Source organism: Azospirillum sp. CT11-132 (assembly GCF_047302835.1).
Classification (GTDB): Bacteria; Pseudomonadota; Alphaproteobacteria; order Azospirillales; family Azospirillaceae; genus Azospirillum.
Map to the genome: position 1 here is coordinate 274,086 of NZ_JBGLZA010000003.1, position 12,384 is coordinate 286,469.

The 12,384-nt window shown below is 67.6% G+C and carries 12 protein-coding genes; 2 read left to right on the forward strand and 10 right to left on the reverse strand.

Going from position 1 to position 12,384, the window contains the following annotated elements:
- Positions 1 to 13: 13 nt before the first annotated feature.
- Complete coding sequence (locus ACCD06_RS07050) at positions 14 to 1,066, forward strand: formate dehydrogenase subunit gamma (RefSeq protein WP_413339726.1); 1,053 nt, start codon at positions 14 to 16, stop codon at positions 1,064 to 1,066.
- A gap of 92 nt (positions 1,067 to 1,158) precedes the next feature.
- Entirely contained in the window at positions 1,159 to 1,848 is a 690-nt protein-coding gene (locus ACCD06_RS07055; protein WP_413339728.1) for a class II aldolase/adducin family protein, read from the forward strand.
- Between the two features lie 13 nt (positions 1,849 to 1,861).
- Here the strand turns inward: ACCD06_RS07055 and ACCD06_RS07060 are convergent, their stop codons facing one another.
- The 10 genes from ACCD06_RS07060 to ACCD06_RS07105 all read right to left on the reverse strand — a co-directional run bounded on the left by ACCD06_RS07060 (position 1,862) and on the right by ACCD06_RS07105 (position 11,818).
- Positions 1,862 to 3,865 carry an ATP-binding protein gene (locus tag ACCD06_RS07060; protein WP_413339730.1) on the reverse strand — a complete coding sequence of 668 codons (2,004 nt, stop codon included), beginning with the start codon at positions 3,863 to 3,865 and terminating at the stop codon, positions 1,862 to 1,864.
- A gap of 199 nt (positions 3,866 to 4,064) precedes the next feature.
- Positions 4,065 to 4,874: a DODA-type extradiol aromatic ring-opening family dioxygenase gene (locus ACCD06_RS07065; RefSeq protein ID WP_413339732.1), complete on the reverse strand. Its 810-nt coding sequence runs from the start codon at positions 4,872 to 4,874 to the stop codon at positions 4,065 to 4,067.
- 169 nt (positions 4,875 to 5,043) lie between these two features.
- Complete coding sequence (locus ACCD06_RS07070; protein WP_109156035.1) at positions 5,044 to 5,523, reverse strand: F0F1 ATP synthase subunit B; 480 nt, start codon at positions 5,521 to 5,523, stop codon at positions 5,044 to 5,046.
- Positions 5,520 to 6,170, reverse strand: a complete 651-nt coding sequence (locus tag ACCD06_RS07075; RefSeq protein ID WP_109156034.1) for an ATPase — start codon at positions 6,168 to 6,170, stop codon at positions 5,520 to 5,522. Before ACCD06_RS07075 ends, ACCD06_RS07070 begins: the two co-directional genes overlap by 4 nt.
- A gap of 94 nt (positions 6,171 to 6,264) precedes the next feature.
- On the reverse strand, positions 6,265 to 6,489 hold the full coding sequence (locus tag ACCD06_RS07080) for an ATP synthase subunit C family protein (RefSeq protein WP_012973363.1): 225 nt from the start codon (positions 6,487 to 6,489) through the stop codon (positions 6,265 to 6,267).
- 79 nt (positions 6,490 to 6,568) lie between these two features.
- Positions 6,569 to 7,312 (reverse strand): F0F1 ATP synthase subunit A, encoded by a 744-nt coding sequence (locus ACCD06_RS07085; protein ID WP_109154072.1) that lies wholly within the window; start codon positions 7,310 to 7,312, stop codon positions 6,569 to 6,571.
- A 12-nt stretch (positions 7,313 to 7,324) separates the two neighbouring features.
- Positions 7,325 to 7,693, reverse strand: coding sequence for an AtpZ/AtpI family protein (locus ACCD06_RS07090; protein ID WP_109154071.1), 369 nt, complete (start codon positions 7,691 to 7,693; stop codon positions 7,325 to 7,327).
- A gap of 263 nt (positions 7,694 to 7,956) precedes the next feature.
- Entirely contained in the window at positions 7,957 to 8,571 is a 615-nt protein-coding gene (locus ACCD06_RS07095) for an SCO family protein (protein ID WP_413339736.1), read from the reverse strand.
- A gap of 73 nt (positions 8,572 to 8,644) precedes the next feature.
- Positions 8,645 to 10,834, reverse strand: coding sequence for a bacteriohemerythrin (locus tag ACCD06_RS07100; RefSeq protein WP_413339738.1), 2,190 nt, complete (start codon positions 10,832 to 10,834; stop codon positions 8,645 to 8,647).
- Between the two features lie 228 nt (positions 10,835 to 11,062).
- Positions 11,063 to 11,818: a PhoH family protein gene (locus ACCD06_RS07105; RefSeq protein WP_109154068.1), complete on the reverse strand. Its 756-nt coding sequence runs from the start codon at positions 11,816 to 11,818 to the stop codon at positions 11,063 to 11,065.
- Positions 11,819 to 12,384 lie beyond the last annotated feature (566 nt).

Consider the following 12,384-nt stretch of genomic DNA (forward strand, 5'->3'; position numbering starts at 1 on the left):
GGAAGGTCATCGCATGAAGTCGGCTCTTGCCGCTCTGCTGCTCGGGATCGGTTTTGCCGGCGGCCTGGGCGGTGGCTTTGCGCTGCCGGCTGCCGCCCAGTCCAGCGTCCGCGTCGGCGGGCCGGTGGCGGAGCAGCAGGTCGACCGCGACGGTCCGCAGGTGCCGACACAGATCCCGGGCCAGAGCTTGGGCGACACGTGGCACGGCATCCGGCTGGGGGAACAGGGCACCGTCTCGATCCCCAACAAGCAGGCCGGCGTCTTGATCCAGTCGGAAGGCGAGGCGTGGCGTGCCGTGCGCAACGGACCGCTCAGCCAATATGGCTCCTGGGTGCTGGGCGGCATCCTGGTCCTGCTCGCGCTGTTCTTCCTGGTCCGTGGGCGCATCCGCATCGACGGTGAGAAGACCGGCCGCACCATCCAGCGCTTCAACGCCTTCGAGCGCGGTGTGCATTGGATGACCGCCGGCAGCTTTGTCGTGCTCGCCATCTCCGGCCTGAATGTTCTCTACGGCCGGTTCACGCTGCTGCCGCTGATCGGGCCCGAGCCTTTCGCCGCCCTGACCCATTACGGCAAGCTGGCGCACAATTTCCTCGGCTTCGCCTTCATCCTGGGCGTGGCGCTGATCTTCGTCATGTGGGTCGGGCACAACATTCCGTCACGCCATGACCTGATCTGGTTCCTGAAGGCGGGCGGCCTGTTTTCCAAGGGCGTCCACCCGCCGGCACACAAGTTCAACGGCGGCCAGAAGGTCATCTTCTGGTCCACCGTCGTCGGCGGTGCTGCGCTCGGCTTCACCGGCGTGCAACTGGTCTTCCCCTTCAGCTTCGCCACGCTGGAGGAGCTGCAACTCTTCCAGCTGGCCCACGCCGCCATTGCCGTCATCATGATCGCCATCATTCTGGCGCACATCTACATCGGCTCCGTCGGCATGGAAGGCGCCTTCGCCGCCATGGGCGACGGTCAGGTCGAACTGCAATGGGCGCGCGAGCACCATTCGCTGTGGGTTGAAGAGGTCACCGGCGAGAAGGTGCGCCACGGCCACCACGGGACGCCGGCGGAGTAGGGCACTTTGGGGGGATGCGTTCGTCGTCCCCCTTGACCCTTCCCGCACTCCATGGCCCCCTTGGCGCTCCAATCATCCCGGATGCGCCTGCCATGACCAGCCACCTTGCCGAACGCCAAGCCGTGATCGACGGCTGCCTCGCCATGAACCGGCTGGGCGTCAATCAGGGCATGTCGGGGAACCTGTCGCACCGGGTCGACGGCGGCTTCCTGGTCACGCCGACCAGCATGGCCTATGACGCCATGACCCCAGCCGACATCGTCGAGATGGGCTTCGACGGCACCTATCTGGGCAACCGTCGCCCGTCGTCGGAATGGCGCATCCACCGCGACATCCTGCGGGCGCGGCCCGACGTGACGGTCGTCCTCCACGCCCACCCGACCTTCGCCACCGCGCTGGCGGTGCATGGCCGCGGCATCCCGTCCTTCCATTACATGGTGACGCTGGCCGGCGGCGATTCGATCCGCTGCGCCCCCTACGCCACCTTCGGCACGCAGGAACTGTCCGACCACGCCTTGGTGGCGCTGGAGGGGCGGCTGGCCTGTCTGCTGGCCAATCACGGCATGATCGTGCTGGGCACCACTGTGCAGTCCGCCCTGTCGCTGGCGGTCGAGGTCGAGACGCTGGCCCGCCAGTATCTCTTCGCCCAGCAATTCGGCGAGCCGGTCATCCTGCCGGCCGATGAGATCGCGCGGGTGGCGGAGAAGATGCGGCGGATGAAGTACGGCCAGCCAATCGACGACGGCGACGCGCCGGAAGACACCGCACGCCCCCGCTACTGACCCGCGGCTACGATTACGGCCCGATCTGTGTCATCGACGTGCTGCTGGCAAGATGCCCGGCCGGCTTCAAGGAAGCGACGCGCAGCAGCGGCTTGGCGTTGCCGACCGCCTCCACCTGCAGGGGACGCTCTTCCGCCGGCGGTTCATAGACGGCGGGCAGGGCGATGGTGATGCGTGTGCCCTGGCCGGGCTCGCTCGCCACCTCAATGTCGCCGCCCAGCATGGCGGTGTAGTGCCCGACCAGCGTCAGCCCCAGCCCGGCGCCGCGCGGTTTGCCCTGGCCGCGGGTCGCCACCGCACCGTTGCCGGCGCCCTGGACGAAGGGCTGGAACAGCCGGCCGGTCTGGGCGGTGGGGAAGCCACGGCCGGTGTCGGCGACGGTGAAGCGGTACCAGCGGGCGCCGTCGCGCTCCACCTTTTCCGCCGACAGGGTGACGGTGCCGTCCTGGGTGAACTTGCAGGCATTGTCCAGCAGATTCAGCAGGGTCTGCCGCACCTTGGTGAAGTCGGAATGCATCTGGCCGAGCCCGGCCGGCGCCGACAGGTCGAGCGCATTGCCGTAGAGGTCGGCGGCCGGCATCGAGCGCTCGCGCGCTTCGGTCAGCAACCGGTTGATGTCAAAATCCTGCAGGCAGACGTCCATCGCCCCGGCCTCGACCTTGGCGTAATCCAGCAAGGCGTCGACCAGGGTCGTCAGCTGCTCGCCGGTCCACTGGATATGCTCGACGTCGGTCGCCAGTTCGTCGACGCCCAGTCGGTGCAGGTCGGTCATCAGCGTCTGGCTGGCATTGACGATCTCGGTCAGCGGTCCGTGCAGTTCGTGGCCCATATTGACCAGGAAGTCGCTCTTGGCCCGGCTGGCCGCCTCGGCCATCGCCTTCTCGCGCAGCAGGCGGGTGTGCTCGATTTCCGCCTCGCGGCGCTCGCGGTCGGTATCCTCGGCGGTGCCGCGCAGCGCTTCCACCGCGCGGGCCATGGCGGCGATCTCGTCCTGACCGGTCAGCGCCGGCAGGGTGACGTCGGTGCGGCCTGCGGCAAGCGCCGTCACCGCGTTCGCCATCGTCCTCACCGGAACCGCGACGCTGCGCTGGACCAGCCACAGCGCGACGAGCCCGGCCAGCAGGATCAGGCCGCCGATCCACAGCGCCACGTTGGTGTAGCCGGACAGGCCGTTGCCCAGCGTTCCGCGCAAGGCCTGGATCCCGGCCTCCGACCGGCGGCGGATTTCGCCCAGATTGGCGGCGATGCCGGCCGCGTTGGCCGCCATCGCCTCGGCGCGCAGATTGTCTTCCTCGACCACCGAGGATTCGATCGCCGTCAGCACGCCGCCCGCCTTCGCCAGCAGGGCGGTCACCTCGTCGATGGCCTGCTTGGTGCCGGGCACCCACAGGTAGCGGTTCATCTCCGCCAGCCGGTCGCGGGCGACGGCCAGTTGGGCGCGCATCGCCTCGGCATCCTGCGGATCGCGACGGTCGATATAGCGGGTCAGATGCTCCTGCATCAGCAGGGTGGCGATGGCGGCGTCGCTGGCGAGCGCGGTCGAATCGACACCGCCGGCATTCTTGAGCTGGTTCAGCTTCTGGCGGGTCTCTGCGACCAGAGGCTCCAGCACGCCGGTCATCTGTCCGTTGCGGTCGCCGCGCAGGGCGATCAGCTTCTGCACCGCCGCCCAATAATCCTCCAGCGCGGCGCGGGCCTTGTCGACGCCCTGCCGGTCCGCCGTCTCCACCACGCCCTTGCCCAGCGCATCGAGCCGCTCGCGCAGCGTGTCGTGCCGCCAGGAGGCGTCGATGAGGCTCTGGTCGTCACCGTAGGTCAGATGGTCGCGCACCGCGACCTCCAGGTCGCGCAGGCTGACGTCGGCGTCGGCCGCCACCTGTGACAGGTCGGCGCGGCCGGAGAAGGCGCCGATGTCGCGCGACACCGCGTAGAACCAGCCAAGCCCAACCAGGGCCAGCAGGACCACCAGCCCAAGCGCGATGCCGAAGCCCGCGCCCACCCGCGCCGACACGGTCATGTCGCGGAATCGGGTCCGGCGGCCGCTCCGGGACAGAATGCCGTTCCGCTTCACACCGACTCCCGCTCGCGCTGTGCCTGACGATTCCCGCGTCCGACCGGCCACAACCAATGAGCGGCCGGTCGCCGCGCGGCGCGGATTGTAGCTTGGCTATCCCCTCAGGCAAACAGACAAGTGTGCGACGGAGTACCGCCAAAGATCAGGCGGCGGCAGTCTCGGTGTCGGCGTCGGTGAACGCGTAGGCGTGCATGCCCAGGCTGCCATGTTCGAAGCCGGCATGCAGCCGCTCGGTCCTCGGCCGAGGCCCGGCGGCGCCGAGAGCCACCGGCAGCGGCAGGAAATGCTCGTCCGTCGGGTGGGCGCGGCGGGCGTCCGGACTGGCGTCGAGCCAATTGCCGAGCGCTTCGGCATCGCCGGCCTCCAGCGTGTTGTCCAGCCAGCCGGCGAAGCCCGTCGCCCAGGGGGCGGCGCTGGTGCCGCCGAAGCGGAACTCCCGCAGGTTGTGCACGGCGCCGCCGCTGGCGAGGATCAGCACGCCATCCCGCCGCAGGGGTTCGAGCGCCCGGCCGAGAGCGATGTGGTCGGCGGCGCTGCGGCCGGGCATCACCGACAGCTGCGCCACCGGGAGGTCGGCCTCGGGATACATCAGCATCAGCGGCACCCAGGCGCCATGGTCCAGACCCTGCGACGGATCGACGACGGCTCCGGTCAGATCCGCCACCCGCCCGGCAAGCGCCGGTGCGCCCGGTGCCGGGTAGCGCATGCGATAGAGCGCATCGGGGAAGCCGTAGAAGTCGTGGATGGTCTCCGGCGCCGTCGCCCCGCTGACGGCCGGCATCCGCGTGGTCCAATGGGCCGAGACCGCGAGGATCGCGCTCGGCCGCCCAAGCCTGCGGCCCAGCCCGGCCAGGAAGTCGCGTCCGGCGCTGGTCTCCAGGATCAGCGTGGGGGCGCCGTGCGAGACGAACACGGAAGGGAGCGGGGCAGGGTGCGGGTTGATATCGGACATTGGTGAACGGAACTCCGGCCGGGCGATAGGGGAGGGCAGAGGAGGAGTGGCGACCGTTCCATTCGAGCAAAGAAAAACCCCGGCGCATAGGCCGGGGTTTTTCTAAAGTCCGTTGTCCACTCTGCAACAATCGCTGCCGCGGAACCCGGCTGACCGATCGGGGGACCGATCAGTGCAGATGCTTCGGCAACTCGCCGATCGACTGCTCGATCAGCTTGTTGGCCTGGGCGGCGGGCAGGCCGCCGGACAGGACGCGCTTGCTGGCGCCGATGGCGATGTCGACCGTCAGGTTGCGGACCTCGGCCAGCGCCGCGGCTTCCGCCTGGGCGATGCGGTCCATGGCCTGGGCCTCGCGACGCTTCAGCGACGCCTCCAGGTCGCTGCCGGCCTGGCTGCGCAGGCGGGCGGCTTCCTCGCGGGCGTGGGCCAGAACGGCCTCCGCTTCCTTCTGGGCGTCGGCCAGACGGCTCTGGTAGCCGTTCAGCAGGGCCTGTGCGTCCTTGTGGAGACGCTCGGCCTCGTCCAGTTCGGAGCGGATGCGTTCGGCACGGCCATCGAGCATGGTGCCGATGGCGGCCGACGCCTTCTTCCAGACCAGGGCCACGAAGATGACGAAGGCGACGAAGACCCAAAATTCAGGTGCGTTCATCCCCGGCGCTCCTCAAGCACGGCCGCGACGGCGGCATCCGCCTGGGCCTGATCGACCTCGACGCCGGCCAGACGGCCGGTGATGTCCTGGACGATGCCGGTCGACTCGGCGCGGATGTTGGCCAGAGCCTGTTCCTTCGCCGCGGCGATGGAGGCTTCGGCATTGCGCAGGCGTTCGGAGATGTCGGCGTTCAACTGGGCCTGACGGGCCTGGTTGTTCGCCTCGATCTCGGCGCTGGCCTCGGCGATGACGCCTTGGGCCTGGCTGCGGGCGCCGGCGAGGGACTTCTCGACCTGGGCCAGGATGGCCTCGGCCTCTTCCTTCAGCTGGGCAGCCTTGGCGAGATCGCGCGAGATGCGCTCCTGCCGCGCTTCCAGAACCTCAGCCACGCGCGGGAGCGCCTTCTTGGACATGAGGTAGTAGAGAACGCCGAAGGTCAGAGCCAGCCAGAAGATCTGGGTCGGGAAATTGGCGGGATTGAGCTGCGGCAGGCCGCCGGAAGCGTGCTCGCCGCCGTGCGCCGCGTCCGGAGCGTGCTCCGCCGCGGCCGCCAGGACGGTGCCGGCCATCGTGGTGAGGGTAGCGAGCGAAGCGCCCGCCACTCCCGACCAGCGGGCCAGCCGGCCTTTGGCCAACAGGTTCGGCATGATCGGTCCCCCTAGGCAAAGGAGCGGCGCCGAAACTCCGATCAGGAAGCCCGGCGCCGCGTCAGAGCTGTTTTTTTAAAAAGCCGCTCTGGCCTTAGGCGAACAGGATCAGGAAGGCGATCAGCAGGGCGAACAGCGCGACGGCTTCCGTCAGCGCGAAGCCCAGAATGCCGATCGGGAAGACCTTCGGCTGGACGGCCGGGTTGCGGGCGATCGAGCCGATCAGCGTCGAGAAGATGTTGCCGATACCCAGGCCGACACCGGCGAGGGCGATAACGGCAAGACCGGCACCGATGAACTTGGCGGCTTGAGGATCCATAGTACTCTCTTCCTCTAGGTAAGGGTGAACTTGTTGGAACTGTTGGTGAACTCAGGGTCCGGCCAGCGCCGGGAGCGGCTTAGTGCAGCTCCAGGGCGTCGCGGATGTAAAGGCAGGTCAGGATCGAGAAGACGTAGGCTTGCAGGAAAGCCACCAGGAACTCGAAGCCGGTCAGGGCGACGTTGATCGCCAGCGGGACGAGGCCGGTGACGAAGCCCAGCGCGCCCATGCCGCTGATCATCATGACCGTGAAGCCGGCAAAGACCTTCAGCATCGTGTGACCCGCCATCATGTTGGCGAAAAGTCGGATCGAGAGGCTGACGGGGCGCATCACGTAGGAGATCACCTCGATCGGGATGAGGATCGGGGCGAGCGCGATCGGAGCGCCATGCGGCATAAAGAAGGAGAAGAAGTGCAGGCCGTGCTTCATCAGGGCCAGGATGGTCACGAACACGAACACCGTCGCCGCCAGCGCAAACGTCACGATGATGTGGCTGGTGAAGGTGAAGGTGTACGGGATCATGCCGATCATGTTGCCGATCAGCACGAACATGAAGATCGAGAACACGAACGGGAAATAGGGGCGGGCGTCGTGGCCGGCGTTGTCGCGCACCAGGTTCGCGACGAACTCGTAGAACATCTCGGCCAGCGACTGCAGGCGGCCCGGAACCATCGACTTGTTCGCCACGCCCATGACCAGCAGGGCGTAGATCGCCGCCACGGCCACGACCATGAAGAAGGCCGAGTTCGTGAAGGACACGTCGTAGCCGCCGAGCACGATCTGGAACAACGGGTTGATTTGGAACTGGTGCAGCGGATCCAAGGTCGTCCTCGCTCAGTGTGCGTCGCCGTCTTGGCGCTCGTTGTCGTCCCCAGTGGGCCGGCGGTAGCCGGCGGCGATGCCGAAGCCGGTGACGGCCCGGTAGACGTTCAGGACTCCCGCCGCGGCTCCCAGGAAGAACATGACGATCAGTCCCCAGGGCGCGGTGCCGAGCCAGCGATCGAGCAGAAGCCCGCCGCCGACGCCGACGATCATGGCCGCAACCAGTTCAGTCCCGATGCGCCAGGCGGTAGCGAGAGCGCCCTGCGGCGGACGGTGGTATTTGCTACCGGGTCCGCCCGACCAGCCGCGTTGTCCCTCACGCGCCTTACGCAACCGGGCTTCGAGGTCATCCAAGGGATCGGGGGGCGATTTGTTGTTCATTCCGCCTCTCAATCACTCTTGGCTCGCAGCCATGCGAAAGCGGCGAGACCATACGGGCGGGGCGTTACCCTGTCAAGTCGCAAAACCTGTGGTGTAAGTCTTTGAAAGATAAGGAAAAGGGCCGAAAACTCGCGGATTCTGCCGCGGTGCGGCGCGATGTCCCGCTCCAGCATGCGAAAAAACCCGGTGGTATGACCGCTTTTCAGGGTTTTTTCGCCGCTTTTCACCCGGTCCGGGGCCGGTCCGCCCCCGGTCCGCTTGATTCAGCCCGCGATGCGGGATGACAGATCCTGCACGATCTTGTCGGCAGTGGTGCCGCCGGGATACACCCCGACGAACGTCCCGTCCGGCCCCATCAGGTAAATAAAGCTGGAGTGATCCATAAGGTAGTCGTCGGCTTTTCCATCCTTTTGCGGTGCTTTGGCATAATAGACGCGATAGGCGCGCGCCGCCTCCCGCACCTGCTCCGGCGTGCCGGTCAGGCCGACCAGCCGGGGGTGGAACAGGCCCACATAGTCCTTCATGTGCGCCACAGTGTCGCGGTCCGGGTCGATCGTGATGAAAATCGGCTGGACCTGCTCCGATTTCGGCCCCAGCCGGTCGAGCGCCTGGGTCATCACCCCAAGTTCGGTCGGGCAGACATCCGGGCAATAGGTATAGCCGAAATAGATCAGCATATACTTGCCGCGGAAATCGGCGTCGGTGACCGACTTGCCGGTGTGATCGGTCAGCGTGAAGGGACCGCCGATCGGCACGGCGGACTTCGTTCCGCTTTCCACCGTGGTGGCGGCGTTGCGCACCTGCCACCAGGCGATCCCGGCGGACACGGCGATGGCGAGGACGGAGGCGGCGGCGATGCGCAGGATTCGTGTCTTCATGGTCCGTCAGGAATGGGGCCGTCCGCAGCCGAGGTCAAGGGGGTGCGGCGCCATCGCCTGGCCGATGCTCCGGTCAGGCCGCCTTCGCCTCGATGTTGCGGCCCGTTGCCGCCAGATGCTCGCCGATCCGCTTGTCGGCGCGCTGGATATGCTCGAACAGCCATTCGCGCAGCAGTGCCAGCAGTTCGTCCGCCACGGAGTCGCCGGCGTCCAGACGGCGGCGCAATTCGCCGGCACGGGTGCGCAGAGCCTCGTGCTGAGCCTTGTGGGCGGTGATGTCGGGGTAGCCGCACTGGTCCATCAGCCGCTCCTCCTGCTCGAAATGCAGGGCGGTGTAGGCCAGCAGCCGGCCGACGGCCTCGCCCAATGCCCGGCGGTTGCCGCCCTCCCGTCCCTTCGGCCCGGCCTTGGCCTGCTGGGCGAGAGAGGCCGCCTCGTTCATCAGGGCGATCAGAATCATGTGGTCGGTGTCGATCACCTCCTCACCCACCGCAAGGCCGTCGGTCCAGGGCATGAACAGCTCCGACCCTTCCGACGGCGCATCATGCAGGGCGGTGAGCGGCGCGGAGTTGATCGCCCCGACATTGACCAGGAAGGCATCGACCATGCCACGCAGCCCCTGTGCCTGCCGCGACAGACCGCCGGCGGCTTCCAGCAGGGCGTCGGCCGACCGTTCGGTCTCCAGGGCCGCGCCGGACACCGCGTCGATGCTGGTGGAGACCTGCCGCGTGCCCTCCGCCGCCTCGCCGGCGCTGCGGGCGATCTCGCCGGTGGCGGCGCCCTGCTGCTGGACGGCGGTGGCGATCGAGGTGCCGATCTCGTCGCTGCGGGCGACGATGGTGCCGATCTCGCGGATGGCGGCAACGGCGGCACGCGTCGCCTCCTGCACGTCGGCGATATGGCGGGCGATCTCCTCGGTGGCCTTGGCGGTCTGGTTGGCCAGCGTCTTCACCTCGCCGGCGACCACGGCGAAGCCCTTGCCCATCTCGCCGGCGCGCGCCGCCTCGATGGTGGCGTTCAGCGCCAGCAGGTTGGTCTGCCCGGCGATGCCGGCGATCAGGTCGGCCACCTCGCCGATCTTCTGGGCGGCCTGGCCCAGCCCGTCGATCCGCTCGCCCGCCTTCTGCGACGCCTCCACCGCCTGGGTGGAGATGGCCGAGGAGGTCACCACCTGCTCGCCGATCACGGCGATGGAGCCGGTCAACTGCTCCGCCGCCGAAGCGACGGTCTGCACGCTGCTGGAGGCCTGCTGCGAGGCGCTGGCGACGGAGGTCGCCTCGCGCCGGTTGCGGTCGGCGGTGGCGGACAGTGCGCGGGCGGTGGTCTCCAGCGTGCCGACGGCGCTGCCGACGGTGCGGATCGTCTCGGCGATGGTGGCGTCGAAGCGGTCGGTCAGCCGTTTCAGCGCCTGGGCGCGCTGTTCGGTCACCCGATGCTCGATCTTCTGCCGGTCCCAATGGCGGGCGAGGTCGATCTGCTGGACGCGGAAGATATCCACCGTGCGGGCCATCGCGCCGATCTCGTCGCCGCGGTCCAGGCCGGGCACGGCCACCGCGCTGTTGCCGCCGGCCAGATCCTGCATGACGCGGCCCAGCCCGTCCAGTGGCCGGACGATGGCGCGGCTGACCAGCAGGGCAAGCAGCACGGCGGCAAGCGCAATCAGCAGCCCGGTGCCCGCCAGCCGCATCGCCGCCTTGCGGAAGGCGACGTCGACGTCGTCGATGTAGATGCCCGACCCGATCAGCCAGCCCCAGGGGGCGAAGCCCTTGACATAGGACAGCTTCGCCACCGGCTGCGCCGATCCCGGCTTGGGCCAGAGATAGTCGACGAAGCCGGCGCCGTCGGCCTTCACCACCCGGACGAACTCCTGGAACAGCAGCTTGCCGTTGGGATCGGCGTTGCGCGACACGTCGGTTCCGTCCAGCTCCGGCTTGATCGGATGCATGATCATGCGCGGGGCGAGGTCGGTGATGAAGAAATACTCGTCGCCATCGTGGCGCAGGGCCTTCAGTGCGGTCTTGGCCTTGTCCTGCGCCTCGGCGCGGGGGAGGGTGCCGGCGCGCTCCTGCGCCTCGAAATGGGCGATCAGGCTGTGGGCGACCTCGACGACGTTGCGGGTCTTGTCCTGGCGGTCGGCCATCATCTCCGCACGCAGGCCGATCAGGCTGACCACGGCCACCAGGATCAGCCCAAGGCAGGCCGCGGCCAGGATCAGTGCGATCTTGCCCTTGATGCTGATGCGTTCGAACAAGGCAACGGTCACGGCGGCAACCCCCTCCGGCAACGAGACGGCGATGTCCCTAAAATTTTGTGGACTTTTGCCGTATCGGAGCGGGTCGTCAAGCGGAATTGTTTGCGTGTCTTACGTTACGTTCAACTGAATGTCATAATTGCAACCATAATTGGGTGTGCCTCGCGAAAGGGGCGGTCGCATTCTGCGGGAGGCGCTGCCGACGCGCCTCCCGCACAACCACGGGGAGACGAAGCGCCGTCAGAGTACCGTCAGCATGCTGGCGACCAGCGGGTGGCGGACGATGTCCTTCTCCGTCAGACGGGCGACGGCGATTCCCTCCACCGCCTCCAGCCGGCGGGCGATGTCGGCCAAGCCCGACAGGTTGTCCAGCAGGTCGGTCTGGTCGGGATCGCCGGTCAGCACCATGGTGGAATGCCAGCCCAGCCGGGTCAGCAGCATCTTGATCTGGGCATAGGTGCAGTTCTGCGCCTCGTCGATCACCACGAAGGCGTTGTTCAGGGTGCGGCCGCGCATGAAGCCGACCGGGGCGATCTCGATGGTGCCGTCGGCCATCATGGTGCGCAGCCGCTTGGATCCCAGCCGGTCGGTCAGCGCGTCGTAGAGCGGGCGCAGGAAGGGCGCCATCTTCTCATGCATGTCGCCGGGAAGGTAACCGATGCTCTCGCCCGCTTCGATGGCCGGGCGGGACAGGACGATGCGGTCGACGCTGCCCGATTCCAGCGCCTCCACCGCCGACGAGATGGCGATGTAGGTCTTGCCGGTGCCGGCCGGCCCAAGCGCCACCACCAGATTGTGAGTCTTGATGGCGTCCATCAGAAGCTTCTGGTTGGGGTTCTGCGGCTTCACCTTGCGGAGATAGCTCTGGTCCCGGCGATCCTCGCTCCCACCGAGCGGATCCCAGCCGAAAGCGGCGGGGGCGTTCATACCGGGGAAAAGCGGGTGGACGGTGGAGTCGCCCGCCGCGGCGATGCCTTTGCTCGAACGCTTGGCCATGTCGCATCTCCTCGAATGGTGGGGGTGGCGCCGGATTTGGGCACAAAAAAGCCTCCCGCAGGGGGGAGGCTCGATCGGTCGCATGGATGCGCGGTGATGAGTGCTTCGCCGGGCACTGCGGCCGGTTGCCGTGCCGGGTCCGTACATGCCGGTGCGGGCCGACGGGGGAGGTGCTCTATGGGCGAAACAAGGTGCAAGAGAACCTCGTCGTCGTTGAAAGCCACGCAACCTGACTGTACCGGTCATAACGCGCGGCGTCAGGCAAAATTGCGGCCGACGCAAAATATTCATACCAGATGTGGTGTGGGTGCCGCAGGAAAGCCGCCAGAGCGGGCTTGGTAACCCTTTCCGCCGAGCCGGACCGGCCGCGGGATAGCCTTCCGGCGGAGGCGGCCGAAAGGCTTTGCCGCTGTCGCGGGCTTTCATTACTATGGTCGGTCACGGGGGAAATCGAAAGTCATGTTGCAACCCTGGCCTGTCCACCGCGGTGGCGGGCTGCGATCTCAGGTCGCCGCATCCGGCGGTGGCCGGGGAGGGTTGGTGTTTGCCTGGCGTTCGCTCGAGGG